Below are 18,878 nucleotides of genomic sequence, written 5' to 3'. Positions count from 1 at the left end.
CGGTGGCGCTCAGCCTGCTGGGCTGGCCCCGTACCCGGCCCCCGGGCGGACGGCACACACGAAAAGGGCCCCCGCAGGCTCTCGCCCGCGAAGACCCTTCGCACCGTCGGGACGACAGGATTTGAACCTGCGACCCCTTGACCCCCAGTCAAGTGCGCTACCAAGCTGCGCCACGTCCCGGTGCCGTCTGACCTGGGGTTTCCCCTGGCCGAACGCGCAGAGAAACCATACCGCACTCGGGTCGGTGGTCGCGCACCCCTTTCCCCGGCTACCTCACGTTTGGTCGAGGTCGTACGGCCGTCCGCGTTCCTCGGGCGCACCGGGTCCTGGACCTTGCTCACCCCCTGGGCAGCCCCAGCTCCGGATAGGCGTCGAGGAGCCGGGACGGGGCGGCCTGTCGCCAGGAGTCGGCGAGGATGTCCCGCAGCTCGCCCTCGTCCTCGATCGCGGCGAGACGGGCGCGCACCCAGGCGAACTGTGCCTCGTGGTCGGCGATCCAGAACTTCCCCGGCTCGGCCAGCACCAGCTCGTCCCGCTCCTCCTTGGGGCAGCGCACGGCGATGGAGGTCTCGTCCTCGGGCAGCGTGGCGAACATCTTGCCCGCGACCCGGAACGTGGGCATGCTCCAGGCGATCTTCTCCGTCGTGTCCGGCAGGGACAGGGCGATACGGCGTACGTCTTCGGCGTCCGGCATGACAGGCACCGTAGCGGCTCGCACTGACAATCACCTGGTCGGAGCGGTGTCTGCGAGCAGCTTGTAGTAGAGGGTGGTCGGCCGCAGCACCCCGGCGGGATCGGCCGCGTAGTCGGGGATGACGCCCGCCCTGATCCAGCCGGCCGAGGCGTAGAGGCGTTCGGCGGAGCTGTCGGCCTCGGTGTCGAGGTGGAGCAGGGTGACGCCGGCCGAGCGGGCGGCCTGCTCCGCGGTATCGAGGAGCCGGCGCCCGAGGCCCTGCCCGCGGGTGTCCCGGTGCACCATCAGCTTGATCAGCTCCGCGCGGTGGCGGGAGTTGGGCTTGTCGGGGAAGGCGAGGCCGACGGTGCCGACCGCGCGGTGTCCGTCGTACGCCGCCCACACCGCCTGGTGTCCCGCGGCCACCGCGCCGACACGCTCCTTCCACCAGGCGACGGCCGCGGGGCGGTCCATCGGTGCGAGGAACCCGACGGAGGCTCCGCCGTCCACGGTGTCGACCAGGAGGTCGGCCAACTGATCGACGCGGTCCGCGAGGTGGGTGGCGTCGAGGCGGGTGACGATCACGGCAGGACCACCGCCAGCACGTAGCGCGCCGCGTCGGGTCCCGCGCACCGGAACCGTGTCGGCCCCCACACCCGCAGCCGCAGGCAGTCCCCGGTGCCGAGGTGGTGCTCGACGTCCTGGGCGGTGACGTCCAGCGTGCCCGCGAGGACCCAGATGTGCTGCTCCAGACCGGGCACGGGCGGCCGGTCGTAGGCGATGTCCGCCCCGGCGGCGAGCCGTCCCTCGACGAGTTCGCCGCGCAGCCCGGGGTGCGGCGGCGACACGGACCGCCGTACGAACCCGAAGGCCCGGTCCTCCCAGACCGGCTGGTCGGCGTCCCGCACCAGCAGGGCGGGCTCGGCCTCGATCTCGCTGAGCAGCTGGGACATGGTCCGCCCGTACACCCCGCACAGCCGGTTCAGCAGCGAGGCGGTGGGGCTGATCTCGGCGCGCTCGGCCCGGGAGAGGGTCGACCTGCTGACACCGCTGCGCTCGGCCAACTCGCCCAGGGACCAGCCCCGTTCGGCCCGCAGTGCGGCGAGCCGGAGGCCGAGGCGGGTGTCCACGGGGTCCACGGGGTCTACGGGGTCTACGGGGCCCACGGGGCCGGGTCCGGGTTCCTGGCGTTTCATATCCGGGACGCTATCCCATATATGAGACGCCCGCTACTCCCTGCCTCCGAACGCCACGAGCGTCCGCTCCAGGGCCGGCATCGCCCGCACCACCCGCTGCGACCGGATCAGCAGGTCCCACGCGGGCTCGAACTTCTTCCAGCCGCCCGCGTACGCGAGGTGCCGCAGCCGTTCGCGACGGCCGGGCTGGGCCGCCGAGCCGCGCCAGATGTTGGACCAGCGGTAGAAGTCGCGGTACGCCCTCCAGTAGCCGTCCTCCAGCTCGCGCGGTGTCATGCCCTTGGGGCGGTGGACGACGTGGCGGGTGTCGTACAGGTCCCAGTCGCGGTGCACGATGCGGTTCTCCGACTCCAGTTGCTTCCACAGTCCGGTCGAGGGATACGGCGTCATGATGTGGAAGGTCGCGGTCTCGATGCCCTGCCCGACCGCCCAGGCCACGGTCCGGTCGAAGACGTCGGGTCCGTCCTGGTCGAGCCCGAAGACGAAACTGGCGTTGACCATGACGCCGTTGTCGTGCAGCCGCCGTACCGCGGCCGCGTAGTCGGTGCCGATGTTCTGGTTCTTGCGCCGCTCGGCGAGGTTGGCGTCGTTGACGGTCTCGAAGCCGACAAACAGGCTGCGCAGCCCCGCCTCGACCGCCCGCTCCAACAGGCCGGGCACCAGTACCGAGTTGACCGTTCCCGCCGCCTGCCACAGTCGGCCCATCCCCTTCATGCCGTCGAACAGCGCCTGCGCGAAGCGCCGGTTGCCCAGCAGGTGGTCGTCGAGGAAGTAGAGGTGGCGGCCGGGCAGGCGGTCGATCTCCGCGAGGGCGTCGTCGACGGCCTGGGTGTAGAAGGACTTGCCGCCCTCGAAGAAGGCGTCCTTGTAGCAGAAGTCGCAGTGGTGCGGGCAACCGCGGGAGACGACGATCGAGTTGGGGACCAGATAGAGGTGACGCTTGATCAGGTCACGTCTGATCGGGGGCAGTCCGGCGAGGGAGCGCAGCCGGGAGTCGTAGCGGCGGGCCGGGACGCCGTCGCGGAAGTCCTTCAGGAACAGCGGCCAGGTGTCCTCGCCGGGGCCGGTGAAGATCGTGTCGGCATGGGCGGCCGCCTCCTCGGGCAGCGAGGTGACGTGCAGGCCGCCCATGGCGACATGGACGCCGCGCGCCCGGAAGTGGTCGGCTATCTCGTAGCTGCGCCGGCCGAGGTGATGTAGGGCTGGACGACCAGGAGGTCGGGGGTGCCGAGGGCTTCCAGGTCGAGCCGCTCCACGTGCTCGTCGAGGAGGGTGACCTCGTCGTCGGGGTCCAGGTGGCCGGCCAGGGTCGCGAGGCCGAGCGGCGGAAACAGCGAGTACTTGATGGGCCGGAACAGCGGGCTGGTCGCCTCGGTCAGGGCCGGAAGGATCATCGTCACACGCATGACCGTCCAGACACTGTCCGACCGGTGGCCGGTTCCCTACCCCTGGGCGACGGCCTGAAGCGCGTCGAGGACGGGACGGATCAGGGGATGCTCCTCGGCTCCGCGCCGTACGGCCGCGAAGACCCGGCGCGTCGGGGCCACCCCGTCGACCGGCCGGACGACCACTCCGGCGAGGTCCATCCCGATCAGCGCGGACCGCGGCACCAGCGCCACTCCGGCGTCCGCCGAGGCCAGGGCGACCACCGCGCGGAAGTCGTCCGAGGAGTGCTCCAGGCGTGGCTGGAAACCGGCGTGCTCGCAGGCGAGGACCACGACGTCGTGGCAGGGGTTGCCGGGGTAGGGGCCGATCCACGGGTCCTTGGCGAGCTCCGCCAGCGGCACTTCGCCCGCGTCGGCCAGCCGGTGGCTCACCGGCACGACCGCGTCGAAGGGCTCGGCGTACAGCGGCACGTGCGCGAGGCGGGGGTCGTCGGCGGGCGGGGCCCCGCGGTACTCCACCGCGACCGCCACGTCGACCTGCCGGTCGAGGACCATCGGCAGGCTGGCGTCGCCCTCGGCGTCCTGCACGCGGATGCGGATGCCGGGGGCCGTCGCGGCGAGGCGGGCCACCGCGGGCGCCACCACCAGCGCGATCCCGGTCGCGAAGGAGGCGACGGTGACCGTGCCGGCCGCGCCCGAGCTGTAGGCGGCCAGCTCGGCCTCCGCCCGCTCCAGCTGGGCGAGGACCGCGTTGGTGTGGCTGAGCAGGATCTCGCCCGCGGGGGTCAGCCGTACGCCCTTGGCGCCGCGCTCCACCAGACGGTGGCCGGTCTCCTGCTCCAGGGCGGTGAGCTGCTGCGAGACCGCCGACGGCGTGAGGTACAGCGCGGCGGCAGCCGCCGTGACCGTGCGGTGGTCGGCCACCGCACGGAGGATGTGGAGCCGCCGTGCCTCGATCATGGGATCGATTATCGCAACAGGTCCGGACTTACTCCGCCAGCTCGGCCCGGGCCGCGACGAAGGCGTCGACCGCGCGGTTCACGTCCTCGGTGGAGTGAGCCGCCGAGAGCTGCACCCGGATGCGTGCCTGTCCCTGCGGGACCACCGGGTACGAGAAGCCGATCACGTACACGCCCCGCTCCAGGAGCAGCTCCGCGAGGCGTCCCGCCCTCGCCGCGTCGCCGATCATCACCGGCGCGATGGCGTGGTCGCCGGGCAGGACGTCGAAGCCCTCCTCGGTCATCCGGCGGCGGAACAGCGCGGTGTTCTCCCGCAGCCGCACCCGCAGGTCGTCGGCCGACTCCAGCAGGTCGAGGACCTTCAGGGAGGCAGCGGCGATCACCGGGGCGAGCGTGTTGGAGAAGAGGTACGGCCGGGAGCGCTGGCGCAGGAGGGCGACGATCTCGGCGCGGGCGGCCACGTAGCCGCCGGAGGCGCCGCCGAGCGCCTTGCCGAGGGTGCCGGTGATGATGTCGACGCGGTCCATCACCCCGTGCAGCTCGGGGGTGCCGCGGCCGCCGGGGCCGACGAAGCCGACCGCGTGCGAGTCGTCGACCATGACCATGGCGTCGTAGCGGTCGGCGAGGTCGCAGATCTCCGCCAACGGTGCCACGTAACCGTCCATCGAGAACACGCCGTCGGTGACGACCAGCTTGCGCCGGGCGCCCGCGGCCTCCTTCAACTGCCGTTCCAGGTCGGCCAGGTCACGGTTGGCGTAGCGGAAGCGGCGGGCCTTGGACAGCCGGATGCCGTCGATGATCGACGCGTGGTTCAGGGCGTCGGAGATCACCGCGTCCTCGGGCCCGAGGAGCGTCTCGAAGACACCGCCGTTGGCGTCGAAGCAGGAGGAGTACAGGATCGTGTCCTCCTGGCCGAGGAAGGCGGACAGCCGCGCCTCCAGCTCCTTGTGCACCTCCTGCGTCCCGCAGATGAAGCGGACCGAGGCCATGCCGTAGCCCCAGCGGTCCAGGGCCTCGTGCGCGGCGGCGACCACCTTGGGGTGGTCGGCGAGGCCGAGGTAGTTGTTGGCGCAGAAGTTGAGGACCTCGCCGGGGCGGCCGCCCGCCGAGACGTGCACGGTCGCCGACTGCGGGGTGTCGATCACGCGCTCGGGCTTGTGCAGTCCGGCGGCGCGGATCTCGTCGAGGGTGGCGCGCAGGTCGTCGCGCACGGAGTCGAACATCGTCAGTCCCTAAGTCAGTTGGTCCAGTCGAGGATGACCTTGCCGCCGCGGCCGCTCGCCGCGTCGGCGAACGCCGCCTCGAAGTCGCGGTAGCCGTACCGGCCGGTGATCACCGGGGCGAGGTCGAGGCCGCCCTCCAGGAGGACCGACATCGCGTACCAGGTCTCGAACATCTCACGGCCGTAGATGCCCTTGATGGTGATCATGGAGGTGACGATCCGGGCCCAGTCGACCGGGAACTCCGCGGCCGGCAGTCCCAGCATCGCGATCCGGCCGCCGTGCGTCATGTTGGCGATCATGTCGCGCAGGGCCTCCGGCCGCCCGGACATCTCCAGGCCGATGTCGAAGCCCTCGCGCAGCCCCAACTCCCGCTGCCCGTCGGCGATCTGCGCCTCCGACACGTTCAGCGCGAGGCTCACCCCGATCTTGCGGGCGAGCTCCAGTCGCTCCTCGCTGACGTCGGTGACGACGACGTTGCGGGCACCCGCGTGCCGGGCGACCGCCGCCGCCATCAGCCCGATCGGTCCGGCGCCGGTGATCAGCACGTCCTCGCCGACGAGCGGGAAGGACAGCGCGGTGTGCACGGCGTTGCCGAACGGGTCGAAGATCGCGGCCACGTCGAGGTCCACGGGGACGCGGTGCACCCACACATTGGCGGCGGGCAGGACGACGTACTCCGCGAAGGCCCCGTCCCGGCCGACGCCCAGTCCGACCGTGGCCCGGCACAGGTGCCTGCGCCCGGCGAGGCAGTTGCGGCACTTCCCGCACACGAGGTGCCCCTCGCCGCTCACCCGGTCCCCGACCCGGATGTCCGGCACGTCGCGCCCGGTCTCCACGACCTCGCCGACGAACTCGTGCCCGAGCACGAGCGGGGTCCGGATGGCCTGCTGGGCCCACCCGTCCCAGGACCGGATGTGCAGATCGGTGCCACAGATGCCGGTGCGCAGCACCTTGATCAGTACGTCGCCGGGGCCGACGGCCGGCTCCGGGACGTCCGCGAGCCACAGCCCGGGCTCCGCCTTCTCCTTGACCAGCGCCTTCAAGGTACGGCTCCTGTGGGTGCGAGGGGTGGAAACGCCCAGCAATCTGCCGTACGGCACCGTCCCGGTCCATCGAGACTTTCTTAAGCGGTGCCACAGCTGCGCTTCACGCCTCGCACACCGGCCTCGGGGATGCCGGGACCGGTCACCCCATCGATAAACATCCGGGTTGCGAATTTACGAAAGGAATACCCTTACGTCAGGTCCGTAATATCACGGGGCGCCAAACCGACGCCAGGCCGGTCGGGAACCTGTCCAAAGGTGGTGGAGGTCTGGCGGAATCTTCATCCTTGCAACTTCCTCAGCACATTCGTAAGATCATTCCATCTGCGCTATCACTCGACGGGGGAGCATATGGCGATGCAGAACACAGGTATGCAGTCCTGCGTGGATTACCCTTCGGGGCGGCACCGAACATGACGGTCGGACCGATACTCGACGCAAGAATCGTTTTCCGGTCCGGACGGGCGTCCGACACCCTTCACTCACGCGATCTCGCACTGCTCGGCCCGGAGGAAAGAGCCAGGCTCTCGGCTTTCCGGGACCGGGTCCGTGGAGCCCATTACGCAGCCGCGCACGCGGCGGTGCGGCGCATGCTCTCGGATCTGCTCGGCTGCGGCGCGGGCGATATCCGCTTCGATCGTCACAGGTGCCCGGGCTGCGGCCGGACGAGCCACGGCCGCCCCTTCATTCGGGCGCCGCGCACCTCGCTGGAGCTGAGTCTGTCCAGGTCAGGGCCGTACTGGCTGTGCGCGGTCGCCGACGGGGTACGGGTGGGCGCCGATATCGAGAGGGTGCGACCGTTCAACGCCGGGCGGCTGGCGCGGCTGGCCGAAGCCGTTCTGACGGGCGGTGAGCGGTCCTATTTGGCAGAGGTTCCCGCCGAACGGCTCCCGGCCGAGTTCATCCGCTGCTGGACGCGAAAGGAAGCCGTGACCAAGGCGAGCGGTATCGGCATCGAGGCCGCAATGGGGCGTCTCGATGTGCATCCGGAGCGCTCGCGCGCGCTGGTTCGCCACTCGGTCGGCGGCTGTCCGGTGAACACCTGGACCGTACATAACCTGCCCAGCGGGCCTGATCATTTCGCCGCTGTGGCATTCCCTGCCGAGTAGGCGGTCCTTCCTCCTCTTCTTTCCCTGCCTTATTGAAGGAGATTTCTCACAGTGGGAACTCAGTCGAGCGCCGCTGGGTTGCGCGTTTCCCTGATTATCGAGAACACGATTCACCGCTATGGCATCGAGGGCATGATCCGTTCCCTCAGCGGAATCAGCTCGGTCCACAGCGTCAGCTTCGGCCTGGACGAGATCAGGACCTGGGACGGGCAGCAGTTCGACGTCGTGCTCGCCGCGGCCGACGACCTCGTGACCGACGAGGCGCGCGACGCCATCCGCGCACTGTGCAACCGGGGCACGAAGGTGCTCCTGCTCATCGACGGCCCGGACGGGCTCGACGCGTCGTGGCTGGCGCACATCGGTGCGCAGGGGTTCGTGGACTGGACGGGCCTCGAACCGCGGATCCTGGCCGACGCGGTGGCCGACGTCACCGCGGGCAAGTTCCACGTGTCGAGCTCACTGGCCCGGCGGTTGCTGGGCCGGGCCGGTCCCAACTCGCTGGGCGGTGTGCAGCCCTGGGGCCCGGCCGGTGCGACCCTGACGCCACGTGAGCTCCAGGTGCTGCGGCTGGTCGCGGAGGGACTGAGCAACAAGCAGGTGTCCCGCCAGCTCCAGATCTCCGAGCACGGTGTGAAGCGGTTGGTGGGCAATGTGCTGGCCAAGCTGAACTGCCCCAACCGCACCCTGGCCGTCGTCCGCGCCATGGAGGACGGCCTGTTGGCGGTCTGAGCCGGGCGTGGAAACGGCCCACGGGCGGCGGGACGCTCGTGGGTCGTTTCCACGCCCGTCCGGGCGGCGGCGCCGACGTGGCCGTCCTCGGCCGTCCGGCGTGGGAGCCGCCCGGCACGCGCGTCCGGGATGTCGAGGGCGGCCGCGTCGGCCAGGGCCTGCGGCCCCCCTGGGAACGGGGAGGCCGGCGTGGTTCCGTCGGGTTCGGCGTGGAGCCGCGCGTCGCCCCGCCCGCCGGCCGGCGCGTCGCGGCCCCCGGCCAGGACCAGGACGGTCCCGTCGTCGTGCCGCGGGTCCAGGCTGTCCCGGCGGTGGCCCTCGAAGGCGTTCACCCGCGCGGCCGCCCGGCGAAGCCGGAACCCGCGGCTCCCTCCTGCCGCTCCGGGCCGCGGGCTGGTCACAGGTCGGGGGCATCGGTGGGGCGATGCCTGCTGAGGTCGCATCAGGGGCGGGCCGGATCGGTCCGGGCCTCGGTCCACATGCTCGGCCTCCCATTGGTGGACTGCGAAACGGTTCGACTATACAACAGGCGTCGCTTATCCATTCGGTGTCGTCCACGGGTAGGGTGGCAGGGTGGTGGAACCCAACGCAGAGACCTCGACCGGCCGCGTCGACCCCCGGGTGCTCAGGACGCGCGCGCTGCTTCGCACGGCCGCGCTGGAACTGGCCTCGGAGCGCGACGCCGACAGCATCACGATGGCCGACATCGCCGAGCGGGCGACAGTGAACCGGGCCACCGTCTACCTCCACTACAAGGACCGGGACGAGCTGCTGCTCGCGGCGATGGAGAGCGAGATCAGCGCTCTCGCCCGCGCCGCCGCCAGCTGCCCGCTCGCCCATCCACCGGACCGGATGCCTCCCGAGCTGGTGGAGCTGTTCCGGCACATCGACTCCAACGCCACGCTGTACCGGCGGCTACTGGGTCCGTCCGGCACGGCCCGCTTCGTCAACCGGCTGCGGGACCTGCTCGCGCAGGAGGTGATGGCCCAACTGCGCACCCCCGGCGCCCGGCCGTCCGGCGCACTGCCGGACGACCTGCGCGCGCACTACCTGGCCGGTGCCTTCGTGGGCCTGATCACCCAATGGCTGACGAGGCCGGACCGGCTGTCCTACCGGGAGGCTGCGGCTGCCGCGTGGGAAGGACTGCGGCGCCCCTCCTGAGGCCGGCGTCGGCGGCCACCTCGCGGGCCAGGGCGTGCGCGGCCCGCATGCCCTCCTCCACGGCCCGGACCGCGTTCAGCCCGCGGGCGTCGGCAGCTCCGCCCGCGACCCGGTGACTGACGCCCACCGCTGCCAGTACCGGGCGCAGCGCGTCCACCGGAGCCTGCCCGGCCGAGATCACCACGGTGTCGGCCGGTTCCAGCCTTTCGGTGCCCTCGGCGTCCCGCAGCAGCACGCCCTGCGGCAGTACGGCCCGGTAGCGCACCCCGGTCCGCCAGCGCACGCCCCGCTCACGCAGCTCGGCCAGTACGGCCCACCGGGTGCTGCGGCCCATGCCCTCGCCGACGCGTCCCGAGCGGCGCAGCAGACACACCTCGTGTCCCCGCCGGGAGAGCAGGTGCGCCAGGTCCACGGCGATGCCGCCGCCTCCGATCACCACCACCCGGTGTCCCAGGAGCCCGGGGTGGCGCAGGGCGTGCCGGTAGTCGACGACGTGCGGCAGATGCTCGCCGGGCAGGCCTGCCGGGCGCGGGACGACGCCGGTCGCCAGCAGCACCCCGTCGAAGCCGCGCAGAAGGTCGGTGTCGGCGGTGTTCAGCGGCCGGTTGAGGTGGACGCGCGCGCCGAGTCGGTGCAGTTCGGCGGAGAAGTAGCGGACGGTGTCGCCGAAGTCCTCCTTGCCGGGGACGAGCCGGGCCAGCCGGAACTGGCCGCCCAGTTCGTCGGCCGCCTCGTACAGCTCGACCCGGTGGCCGAGTGCGGCCAGGGTCCGGCCCGCCTCGAGCCCGGCCGGTCCGCCACCCACCACGGCGATCCTGGGCTGCCGGGGCCGCCGCCGTCCGGCGCGGCGCGGGTACTCCAGCTCCCGTCCCGCGCGGGGGTTGACCAGGCAGGAGACGGGTTCGTCGCCCAGCGAGCGGTCGATGCAGGCCTCGTTGCAGGCGATGCAGATGTTGGTCGGCGCGCCACCGGGGCGCCCCGCCTTGCGCACGATCTCCGGGTCGGCGAGGAACGGGCGTGCCATGGACACGAAGTCGGCCTGCCCGGAGGCCAGTACGCGGTCGGCGAGGTCCATCCGGTTGATCCGGTTGGACGCGATCACCGGGGTGCGCAGGCCCGCCGCCCGTACCGCGCGGCGGATCCGGGCCGCCTCGCCGGTCCAGGCGCCCGGCGGGACCAGGCTCTGCACGGTCGGGACCCGCGACTCGTGCCAGCCGACGCCGACGTTCAGCGCGTCGGCGCCGGCCCCGGCCAGTTGGACGGCGAAGCGGTCGATCTCCTCGGGGGTGCTGGAGCCGGGCATCAGGTCCGTGCCGGAGATCCTGAACAGCACCGGGAATCCGGGGCCTACCGCGGTCCGTACGGCGTCCAGCACGGCCAGCGGGACGCGGGCACGGCGTTCGGGGTCGCCGCCCCAGGCGTCGTCGCGGACGTTGGTCAGCGGGGACAGGAACTGGTTGAGCAGATAGCCCTCGGAGGCCATCACCTCGACCGCGTCGAAGCCGAGTTCGCGGGCCCGACGGGCGCCGTCGTGGAAGCGGCCGACCAGTTCGTGGACGCCCGCCTCGTCGAGCGCCCGGGGGACCTCGCGGCTCAGTCCCCCGGCGAGCGCCGACGGTGCCACCGGGGTGTGTCCGGTGGCCTGCCGGGTGGTGGAGCGTCCCGCGTGGAAGAGCTGGAGTGCGATGCGGCCGCCCTCGCGGTGGACGGCGGCCGCCCAGGCGGCGAGGGCCGGGTGCCGGGCGGGGTCGTCGATCCTGGCGTAGTGCCGTCCGCCCGAGCCCTCCGGGCCGACCGCGCAGCCTCCGGTGACGATGAGACCGGCACCGCCCCTGGCCCGTTCCGCGTAGAAGGCGGCCATCGCGGCGCCGCCGTCGTCGCGGGTCTCCAGGTTGAGGTGCATGGCTCCCATGACGATGCGGTTAGGCAGCCGCAGGCCGCCCAGGGTGCCCGGCCGCAAGGCGTGCTCCAGCACCTACGCCTCCCAGGTGGGCCGCTCGCCGAGGCTGAGCGGTGCCGAGGTGTCGGCGAAGAACGGCGGTGCCGCGACGCTGAGGCCGCCGTCGACCACCAGGCTCTGGCCGGTGATGTACTCGGCGCCGGGCGACAGCAGGAAGGCGATGCTGTCGGCGACCTCCTGGACCGTGCCGGCCCGTCCCTTGGGCACCCGGTCCAGGACGGTCCTCATGTCGGCCATGCCGGGGACGCCGTAGAAGTACGCCAGGGAGTCGGAGTCGATGAGGCCGCCGTTGACGGCGTTCACGTTGATGCCGTAGGGGGCGAACTCCACGGCCATGTAGCGGACCCAGGACTCGAGGGCCGCCTTCATCGAGCCGAGCGCCGCGTAGGTCGGGTAGGCGCGGATGCTGCCGTAGCTGGACAGGGCCACGATCCGGCCGCCGGAGTCCATGAGCCGGACGGCCTGCTGGGCGCCGAGCACGAACGGGCGCAGGTTCATGGCGTACGTGCGGTCCAGGTGGTGCGGCTTGAGGTCGAGGATGTTCTTGAAGGCGCCCGCCGCCGCGTTGGACACGAAGTGGTCCAGCCTGCCGCACTCCTCGCGGACGGCGGCGAACAGCTCCGTCACGCCCTCCACGGTCTCCACGTCGGCCTGTACGGCGAAGCCGCGCCCGCCCGCCTCCTCCAGGTCGGCGACGGTCTTCCCGGCGAGGTCGGCGTTCTTCTTGTAGTTCACCACCACGGTGGCGCCGCCGCGCCCGAGAGTGAGCGCCAGGGCCCGCCCGATGCCGCGGGACGCTCCCGTGATCAGCGCCACCCGGTCCTGGAACGGCCTGTCGGACGTGGTCATCGGCCGGCCTCCGTACGGCTGAGCAGCTCGCGGAAGACGATCGTCTTCTGGATCTCGTTGGTGCCCTCCTCGAAGCGCTGGGCCCGGGCGTCCCGGTAGACCCGCTCGATGGGGCTGGTCTTCCAGTAACCGGAACCGCCGTGCACCTGGAGGGCCTTGTCGGTGACGCGGCCGAGCATGTCGACGGCCGTCAGCTTGGCCATCGAGGAGAGCATCGCGGCATCGGCGTCGCCCGCCTCCCAGCGGCGGGCCGCGTGCAGGGTGAGCTGCCTGGCCGCCTCGATGTCGGCCTCGTTCTCGGCCAGCATGAACTGGAGTGCCTGCCGGGAGGTCAGCGGCCGCCCGAAGGTGACCCGGTCGCGGGCGTACCTGAGGGCCAGTTCCTGGGCGCGGCAGGCCAGACCCACGCAGCTCATCGCCACCGAGATCCGCGACGGGGTGAGGAACCCGCCGAGGGCGACCGCGAGGCCGTCGCCCTCGGCGCCGAGCCGGTTGGCGACCGGGACGGGGGTCCGGTCGAAGGTGAGCCGGGCGTGGTCCGTGCCGGTGACGCCCATGGTCTGCGAGGTGTCCTCGACCCGCACGCCGGGCGCGTCGCGCGGGACCATGAGGGCGACGGTGCCCTCGTGGCCGCTGCTGCCGGCGAGCCGTGCGGCCAGCAGCCAGTAGTCGCACCGCACCCCGAAGGTGATGAGGTGCTTGACGCCGGTCAGGTAGTACGTGTCGCCCTCCCGCACGACACTGGCGCGGATGTCGGCACCGGACCCGGCATCCGGTTCGGTGAGCGTGAACGCGGCCTTGATGCGGCCCGCGATCGACGGCAGCACGAACCGCTCGCGCTGCTCGGGGGTGGCGAAGCGGTCGATGGCCCGCCAGGTGCCGTTGACGACGTGCACGACCATGCGCAGCGAGCCGTGAGAGCGGGAGAACAGCTCCATCAGGTCCATCCACTGAGGGAATGACAGTCCGCGTCCGCCGTACTCGCGGGGGGCGGCCAGTGACAGGTAGCCGCGCTCGCGCAGTTCGCTCCACAGCTCCTCGGGAACCTCCCCGGTGTGCTCGATCCGCTCGGCCCAGGCCTCGGCGGGGCCGGCCACGTACGCGGCGACTTCAGCGCGCAGCAGTTCGAACTCGGCGGTGTCGATGCCGGGCGCCGCGGTCGCGGCCTCGGTGGTGAGGGTCATGCCTGCTGCTCCTGGAGGGGGGCGGGGCGGCGGGTCTCGGCCCACTGCCTGAGGACGAACTTCTGGACCTTGCCCGCGGGGTTGCGGGGCAGCCGGGCGACGATCTCGAGCCGCTCCGGCCAGTAGTGCTTGGAGACCTGCTGCTGGTCGAGGTACTTGCGCATGGCCTCCAGGTCGAGGTCGGCGCCGTCGACGAGGGACGCGTAGGCGCAGGCGCGTTCACCGAGCCGTTCGTCGGGGGTGCCGACGACGGCGACCTCGTCGATCGCCGGGTGCTGGTGCAGGAGTTCCTCGATCTCGGCCACGGGCACCTTCTCGCCGCCGCGGTTGATGACGTCCTTGACCCGGCCGGTGATGCGGACGTAGCCGTCGGAGCCGATGACGGCGAGGTCGCCGGTGCGGTACCAGCCGTCGCCGGCCCAGGCCTCGGCCGTCAGGTCGGGGCGGTCCAGGTAGCCGACGAAGGAGGTGTCCGAGCGGACCTCGAAGTGGCCCTCGCTGCCGGCGGGCAGAGTCCGTCCGCTGTCGTCGGTGACGCGCAGTCCGACACCGGGCAGGGCGCGGCCGTCGGTGCCCCACACCTTCGCGGGCGGGTCGCTGGGCGCGGAGAGCGAGCCGAGGCAGGTCTCGGTGGTGCCGAACGCTCCGCACACGGCGGTGCCGAGGACGGCGGTCGCCCGCTCGGCCAGGGTCCGGGGCACGGCGGCACCGGTCACCACGACCGCGCCGAGCGTCTCGGGGGCGGCGCCGCCCGCCTCGACCTCCTTGACCAGGTCGGCCAGGAACGGCGTCGCGGCCTGCATGAACGTGGCGCCGTGGGCACCCATCACGCGCAGCGCGGTGCGCGGGTTCCAGTGCGCCTGGAGGAGCTGGGGCGCTCCGAGGGCGATCGCCGACCACATGCCGTAGAGGAAGCCGGTCTGGTGGGCGAGCGGGGAGGGGATGAAGACCACGTCGCGGTCGTCGAGGCCGATGCGTTCGGCCTGGAGGCGGGCGGCGTGCGCGAGGGTGTCGTTGCGGTGCAGGACTCCCTTGGGCTCGCCGGTGGTGCCGGAGGTGAACAGCAGTTGGGCCAGTGCGTCGGGGCGAGGGCGGCGGGCGGCGAGCGCGGCCGGGTCGATCTCGGCGCCGGCCGTGACGCTGCCCCAGTCGTGCCAGGACACGCCGGGTGTGCCGGCGGGCAGTTCCACCGGCTCGCGGTCTCCGCTGACGACGGCGACATGGCGTACGCGGGCGCGGCCCGCGGGTTCCTCGGCGAACCAGGCCTCCGTCTCGCGGCGGTGGTCGCGGTTGCGGAAGCGGTCGGCGACGAGCAGTACGCTCGCGCCGGAGCGGCGCAGCGCGAACGCCATCTCGCGCTGGCGCAGGATCGGCATCAGCGGGCAGCAGACGGCTCCGATGCGCAGGACGGCGAGGGACACCTCGACGAACTCCGCCCAGTTGGGCAGCTGGTAGGCCACGGCCTCGCCCGGTCGCACCCCGAGGCCGAGCAGGGCTGTGGCGGCACGGTCGACGCGCCGGTCCAGCTCGGCCCAGGTCAGCCTGGTGTCGTGGTCCTCCCGGGCGTCGACCAGGGCGGTCTCGTCGGGGCGGCGGGCGGCCCAGTGGCGCAACTGGTCGGCGGGGGCGGTGCTCGCGGCGGGCCCGCGGCCCTGTTCGACGGTCAGCCGCAGCCCGAGACCGGTCATGTCGGTCAGGAACGCCGGGTAGGAGATCTGGTACGCCTTCGGGTAGGTGAGGGTGGTGACGCCGTGCGCCCGGGTACCGGCCAGGGCCAGCGACATCAGGATCCGGTGGTCGTTGTACGAGGACAGCCGGGCGCCCGTCAGGCTGCCGACGCCGCGCACCCGCAGCCGGTCGCCGTCCAGGGCGAGGTCGGCGCCCATCGCGTTGAGCTGGAGCATCGCGGCGACCCGGTCGGACTCCTTGAGGCGAACATGCCCGACGTGCTCGAAGACGGTCTCGCCGTCGGCCAGGGCGGCCAGCGTGGACAGCACAGGGAGCATGTCGGGCACCTGCCGGCAGTCGACGGTGGTGCCGCGCAGGCGGGTGCCGTCGTGGCGGATGCGGACCCCGCCCGCCGCCTCGTCGAGGGCCATCGGCACACCCATGCGCCGTACGACGTCCAGGAAGCCGATCTCGGGATGGTCGCCGGGGTCGCCGTCGAGCCGGGTGATCCCGCGCAGCAGGACGTCGGAGGGGTGCAGGGCGGCGGCGGCGATGCCGAACGCGGCCGAGCCGATGTCGGGCGGCAGGACCAGGTCGGTGGGACGGGCCTGCTGGCCGGGCTCGATCTCGAAGCGCCGCCAGTCGTCGGCGACGCCCACCCGCAGTCCGAAGCGGCGCATCATCGCCACCGTCAGCTCCACGTACGGGCGCTCGTTGAGTTCGCCCTCGACCTCGACCACGGTGGGTCCGGAGGCGAACGGGGCGAGCAGCAGCAGCCCCGATATCCACTGCGACAGGGTGCCGGGGATGACCACCCGGCCGCCGGTGGGACGGCCGGGGGTCAGGTGCACGGGCGGGCAGCCGTCGGCTGACTCCAGGTGCACGCCCAGGTCGCGCAGCGCGTCGAGCAGCGGCCCGACCGGCCTGCGCCGGAAGTACTTCTGGCCGGTCACGGTGACGGGGGCGTCGGCCAGTGAGGCGAGGCCGAGCATGAAGTACAGCGTCGTACCGGAGCTGCCGGCCGAGACGGAGGTGCCGCGTGGCCGGTAGCGGCCGCCGGTCACGACGTAGGTGTCGCCCTCGACGGTGATGCGGGTGCCGAGGTCGCGCAGCAGGCGGACGGTGTACCGCACGTGGCGGGCGTCGGAGACGCCCTGGATCCGGCTGGTGCCCTCGGCGAGGGAGGCGAGGATCAGCGCGCGGTGCACGTGGTACTTGGACGGAGGGACCAGCAGCTCGCCGTGCAGCGGCTTTCTGGTCGGCCTGGCCATGAGATGCATGAACTGCCTTTCCGGCTCGTCGAGTCGGGGCGGGGGCGGCCGTCAGGCCGGGATCTCTCCACGTTCGAGGTAGGCGACGGCCTTGCCGACGGTGGTGAGCCGGTCGAAGACCTCGTTGGGCACCTCGGTGCCGAAGCGGCGCTGGACCAGGACGAACAGCGACACGACGGTCAGCGAGTCCAGGGCCAGATCCTCGGTGAAGGAGCTGTCGGGTGTGACGTCCTCGGCCGGTACTCCGGCGACCTCGTCGAGGATCTCCTTGAGGGTCTGGAGGGTGTCGCTCTGCACTGCGGTCATGATTGGGTCTCCTTCGCGGGTGCGGTGGGGTTGGTGTCGGTGGTGGGCGCGGTGACGGCCGGCCGGGGCGGTCCGGCGGGTGCCGGGGGCAGCCGTACGACCTGGCCGGCCCAGACGAGGCCGGTGCCGAAGGACAGCAGCAGCGCGAGGCCGCCGGGCCGGGCGTCGCCGCCGGCGAGCAGTTCCTCGATGGCGAGCGGGACGGACACCGCGGAGGTGTTGCCGTGGATCTCGACGCTGCGGGCCACGGCGACTCCGGCGGGCAGGTCGAGGCCCTTGACCAGTTCGTCGGTGATCCGGGCGTTGGCCTGGTGCGGGACGAAGGCGTCGAGGTCGGCGGCGCTCACCCCGGCCCGTGCCAGGGCCTCTTCGGCGATCGGGCCGAGTTGGTAGGCGGCCCACCGGAAGACCTCGCGGCCGTCCATGGTGATGTGGGGCATGCCCGGTCCGGGTGTCTCGCGCAGCGCGGCCCAGGAGTGGGTCTGCCGGATGGTGTCCTTCTGGGAGCCGTCGGAGCCCCACACCACGGGTCCCACGCCGGGCTCGTCGCTGGGTCCGACGACGGCGGCGCCCGCCCCGTCGCCGAACAGGAACGCGGTGTGGCGGTCGGTGGGGTCGAGGAGTTCGGAGAGCCGTTCGACGGCGATGACCAGGACATGGCGGGCGCTGCCCGCGGTGATCATGTCGGAGGCCAGGGACAACCCGTAGCAGAAGCCCGCGCAGCCTGCGGAGATGTCGAAGGCCCCGGGCGCGCCGGCCCCGATGCGGTGGGCGACCCCGGCCGCCAGGGAGGGGAACTGGTGCAGGTGGGAGACGGTCGACACGATCACGCATCCGACCTCGCGGGCGTCGATCCCGGCGTGTTCCAGGGCCCGTTCGGCTGCGGTGGCGGCCATGTACTCGACCGTCTCGGAGGGTTCGGCCCAGTAGCGGACGCGGATGCCGGACCGGCTGCGGATCCATTCGTCCGAGCTGTCGATCCGCTCGGCGATCTCCTCGTTGGTGATCTTGCGGGAGGGCAGGTAGGTGCCGAGTCCGAGCAGGCCGGTCGGAGCGCCGCGGAAGGCGGAACGGGTGTGCGGGGCAGAGGTGTTCACGCGGTCGCCACCGTTTCGAAGTCCTCGGCGCCGCACCAGCGCAGCAGCGCGACCCCGACGCTCAGGCCGGAGCCGAACGCGGCGAGCACGACCTCGTCGCCCGGTGCGAGCCTGCCGAGGTCCTGGGCCTCGCGCAGCACCAGGGGCACGCTGGCTCCCGAGGTGTTGCCGTACTTCTCGATGTTGGTGACGGTGCGGTCCTCGGGGACGCCGAGGGCGGCCATGATGCCGCGGACGATGTAGAGGTTCGCCTGGTGCAGCGCGAACAGGTCGATGTCGTCGGCCTTGCGGTCGGCCCGGCCCAGCAACTGCTGGATGAGGCCGGGGACTTCACCGACCGCGAAGTCGTGCACGTCGCGGCCCGACAGTTGGGCGAAGTTGTCACCGAAGCCGCTGGTCAGCGGGGTGCCGTCGCGCAGGGCGCGCTTCTCGCGGGCCACCCAGACCGACTGGTAGCGGGTCGGGTCGCTGTGCAGCAGGGTGGGACCGAGACCCCGGTCGGGGCGGCAGCGCTCCAGCAGGTAGCAGGCGGCTCCGTCGCCGAAGATGACGGCCGGGCCGGGGTCCTTCCAGTCCATGGTCCGGGTGTTGACGTCGGCGAGGACCACGGCGACACGCCGGTACTCGCCGGAGGCCAGGTACTTGGCGCCGACGTCGAGGGCGAACACCCCTCCGGGGCAGGCGCCGCTGTTGACGTCGAACCCGGCGGCGCCGTGCGCGCCCGCCTTGTCGATCACCAGCATCGCGGCGGGCGGTGCCATGTTGTCGGGGGTGTAGGTGCCGCAGATGACGAGGTCGACCTCGGCGGGGTCGATGCCCGCGCGGGCGCAGGCGTCCTTGAGGGCGGCGGCCCCGAGGTCGGAGGTGCGCTCGTCGTCGGCGGCCATCCGGCGGGTCTCGACACCGATGTTCGCCCTGATCCAGTCGTCCCGGGTGAGGAGGATCTCCTCCAGGTCGGCATTACTGACCGACTTCTCGGGGAGATATCCGCCTACCGCCCGGATCCCCACTCCCCAGGACCGCTCAAGCGGTTTTCCGAATATGCCCATGCGACGATTCCTGTTC

General features: G+C 72.2%; 18 protein-coding genes and 1 tRNA gene. 3 read left to right on the top strand and 16 right to left on the bottom strand.

Translation table 11 applies throughout. The annotated features are described in order from the left end of the window. Nucleotides 1-106: 106 nt before the first annotated feature. The 9 genes from M2163_RS39440 to tdh all read right to left on the bottom strand — a co-directional run bounded on the left by M2163_RS39440 (nt 107) and on the right by tdh (nt 6,479). Nucleotides 107-180 (bottom strand) — tRNA-Pro (locus M2163_RS39440). A 157-nt stretch (nt 181-337) separates the two neighbouring features. Then, nucleotides 338-694: an MmcQ/YjbR family DNA-binding protein gene (locus M2163_RS39435; protein WP_280848118.1), complete on the bottom strand. Its 357-nt coding sequence runs from the start codon at nt 692-694 to the stop codon at nt 338-340. Nucleotides 695-724: 30 nt separating this feature from the next. After that, nucleotides 725-1,258, bottom strand: coding sequence for a GNAT family N-acetyltransferase (locus tag M2163_RS39430; protein WP_280896387.1), 534 nt, complete (start codon nt 1,256-1,258; stop codon nt 725-727). Then, on the bottom strand, nt 1,255-1,869 hold the full coding sequence (locus M2163_RS39425; protein ID WP_280896386.1) for an XRE family transcriptional regulator: 615 nt from the start codon (nt 1,867-1,869) through the stop codon (nt 1,255-1,257). Before M2163_RS39425 ends, M2163_RS39430 begins: the two co-directional genes overlap by 4 nt. A gap of 33 nt (nt 1,870-1,902) precedes the next feature. Continuing rightward, nucleotides 1,903-3,000, bottom strand: coding sequence for a radical SAM protein (locus M2163_RS39420; RefSeq protein WP_280896385.1), 1,098 nt, complete (start codon nt 2,998-3,000; stop codon nt 1,903-1,905). Nucleotides 3,001-3,035: 35 nt separating this feature from the next. After that, the gene (locus tag M2163_RS39415) at nt 3,036-3,269 is read right to left on the bottom strand and encodes a hypothetical protein (protein WP_280896384.1); all 234 of its coding nucleotides are present in this window, start codon (nt 3,267-3,269) and stop codon (nt 3,036-3,038) included. Nucleotides 3,270-3,311: 42 nt separating this feature from the next. Next, nucleotides 3,312-4,214: a LysR family transcriptional regulator gene (locus M2163_RS39410; RefSeq protein WP_280848122.1), complete on the bottom strand. Its 903-nt coding sequence runs from the start codon at nt 4,212-4,214 to the stop codon at nt 3,312-3,314. A gap of 28 nt (nt 4,215-4,242) precedes the next feature. Beyond that, nucleotides 4,243-5,436 (bottom strand): glycine C-acetyltransferase, encoded by a 1,194-nt coding sequence (locus M2163_RS39405; RefSeq protein ID WP_280848123.1) that lies wholly within the window; start codon nt 5,434-5,436, stop codon nt 4,243-4,245. A gap of 14 nt (nt 5,437-5,450) precedes the next feature. Then, nucleotides 5,451-6,479 carry an L-threonine 3-dehydrogenase gene (tdh, locus tag M2163_RS39400; RefSeq protein ID WP_280896383.1) on the bottom strand — a complete coding sequence of 343 codons (1,029 nt, stop codon included), beginning with the start codon at nt 6,477-6,479 and terminating at the stop codon, nt 5,451-5,453. A gap of 590 nt (nt 6,480-7,069) precedes the next feature. Between tdh and M2163_RS39395 the strand changes: the two genes are divergently transcribed. From M2163_RS39395 to M2163_RS39385, 3 genes are all read left to right on the top strand, one after another. Next, nucleotides 7,070-7,588: a 4'-phosphopantetheinyl transferase superfamily protein gene (locus M2163_RS39395; RefSeq protein WP_280896382.1), complete on the top strand. Its 519-nt coding sequence runs from the start codon at nt 7,070-7,072 to the stop codon at nt 7,586-7,588. 132 nt (nt 7,589-7,720) lie between these two features. Next, nucleotides 7,721-8,317 carry a response regulator transcription factor gene (locus tag M2163_RS39390; protein WP_280848126.1) on the top strand — a complete coding sequence of 199 codons (597 nt, stop codon included), beginning with the start codon at nt 7,721-7,723 and terminating at the stop codon, nt 8,315-8,317. Nucleotides 8,318-8,893: 576 nt separating this feature from the next. Beyond that, nucleotides 8,894-9,478: a TetR/AcrR family transcriptional regulator gene (locus M2163_RS39385; RefSeq protein ID WP_280848127.1), complete on the top strand. Its 585-nt coding sequence runs from the start codon at nt 8,894-8,896 to the stop codon at nt 9,476-9,478. On the opposite strand, the gene M2163_RS39380 is transcribed toward M2163_RS39385, so the two are convergent. Genes M2163_RS39380 through M2163_RS39350 form a run of 7 tightly spaced genes read right to left on the bottom strand, consistent with a single transcriptional unit; the run spans nt 9,393 to nt 18,862 of the window. Beyond that, nucleotides 9,393-11,453, bottom strand: coding sequence for an FAD-dependent oxidoreductase (locus M2163_RS39380; protein ID WP_280896381.1), 2,061 nt, complete (start codon nt 11,451-11,453; stop codon nt 9,393-9,395). The two genes, M2163_RS39385 and M2163_RS39380, sit on opposite strands and share 86 nt — an antisense overlap. Further along, on the bottom strand, nt 11,454-12,287 hold the full coding sequence (locus tag M2163_RS39375) for an SDR family oxidoreductase (protein ID WP_280848129.1): 834 nt from the start codon (nt 12,285-12,287) through the stop codon (nt 11,454-11,456). After that, nucleotides 12,284-13,471, bottom strand: a complete 1,188-nt coding sequence (locus M2163_RS39370) for an acyl-CoA dehydrogenase family protein (RefSeq protein WP_280848130.1) — start codon at nt 13,469-13,471, stop codon at nt 12,284-12,286. The genes M2163_RS39375 and M2163_RS39370 overlap by 4 nt, the downstream gene beginning before the upstream one ends. Next, nucleotides 13,468-16,419, bottom strand: a complete 2,952-nt coding sequence (gene aroA / locus M2163_RS39365) for a 3-phosphoshikimate 1-carboxyvinyltransferase (protein ID WP_280896380.1) — start codon at nt 16,417-16,419, stop codon at nt 13,468-13,470. Before aroA ends, M2163_RS39370 begins: the two co-directional genes overlap by 4 nt. A gap of 42 nt (nt 16,420-16,461) precedes the next feature. Next, entirely contained in the window at nt 16,462-16,716 is a 255-nt protein-coding gene (locus M2163_RS39360) for an acyl carrier protein (protein WP_280896379.1), read from the bottom strand. Beyond that, entirely contained in the window at nt 16,713-17,813 is a 1,101-nt protein-coding gene (locus tag M2163_RS39355) for a beta-ketoacyl-ACP synthase III (protein WP_280896378.1), read from the bottom strand. Before M2163_RS39355 ends, M2163_RS39360 begins: the two co-directional genes overlap by 4 nt. Next, nucleotides 17,810-18,862: a ketoacyl-ACP synthase III gene (locus M2163_RS39350; protein WP_280896377.1), complete on the bottom strand. Its 1,053-nt coding sequence runs from the start codon at nt 18,860-18,862 to the stop codon at nt 17,810-17,812. Before M2163_RS39350 ends, M2163_RS39355 begins: the two co-directional genes overlap by 4 nt. Between the last annotated feature and the right edge of the window lie 16 nt (nt 18,863-18,878).

This window comes from Streptomyces sp. SAI-135 (genome assembly GCF_029893805.1).
Taxonomy (GTDB): domain Bacteria; phylum Actinomycetota; class Actinomycetes; order Streptomycetales; family Streptomycetaceae; genus Streptomyces.
This window is presented reverse-complemented; position numbering and strand designations above follow the sequence as displayed.

Excerpts from the sequence above, each read along its gene's own strand:
- M2163_RS39435 (WP_280848118.1), bottom strand. The coding sequence starts at position 694 with ATGCCGGACGCCGAAGACGTACGCCGTATCGCCCTGTCCCTGCCGGAC.
- M2163_RS39360 (WP_280896379.1), bottom strand. The coding sequence starts at position 16,716 with ATGACCGCAGTGCAGAGCGACACCCTCCAGACCCTCAAGGAGATCCTC.
- M2163_RS39425 (WP_280896386.1), bottom strand. The coding sequence starts at position 1,869 with ATGAAACGCCAGGAACCCGGACCCGGCCCCGTGGGCCCCGTAGACCCC.
- M2163_RS39395 (WP_280896382.1), top strand. The coding sequence starts at position 7,070 with ATGCTCTCGGATCTGCTCGGCTGCGGCGCGGGCGATATCCGCTTCGAT.
- M2163_RS39390 (WP_280848126.1), top strand. The coding sequence starts at position 7,721 with ATGATCCGTTCCCTCAGCGGAATCAGCTCGGTCCACAGCGTCAGCTTC.
- M2163_RS39420 (WP_280896385.1), bottom strand. The coding sequence starts at position 3,000 with ATGGGCGGCCTGCACGTCACCTCGCTGCCCGAGGAGGCGGCCGCCCAT.
- aroA (WP_280896380.1), bottom strand. The coding sequence starts at position 16,419 with ATGCATCTCATGGCCAGGCCGACCAGAAAGCCGCTGCACGGCGAGCTG.
- M2163_RS39370 (WP_280848130.1), bottom strand. The coding sequence starts at position 13,471 with ATGACCCTCACCACCGAGGCCGCGACCGCGGCGCCCGGCATCGACACC.
- M2163_RS39410 (WP_280848122.1), bottom strand. The coding sequence starts at position 4,214 with ATGATCGAGGCACGGCGGCTCCACATCCTCCGTGCGGTGGCCGACCAC.
- M2163_RS39375 (WP_280848129.1), bottom strand. The coding sequence starts at position 12,287 with ATGACCACGTCCGACAGGCCGTTCCAGGACCGGGTGGCGCTGATCACG.
- M2163_RS39405 (WP_280848123.1), bottom strand. The coding sequence starts at position 5,436 with ATGTTCGACTCCGTGCGCGACGACCTGCGCGCCACCCTCGACGAGATC.
- M2163_RS39350 (WP_280896377.1), bottom strand. The coding sequence starts at position 18,862 with ATGGGCATATTCGGAAAACCGCTTGAGCGGTCCTGGGGAGTGGGGATC.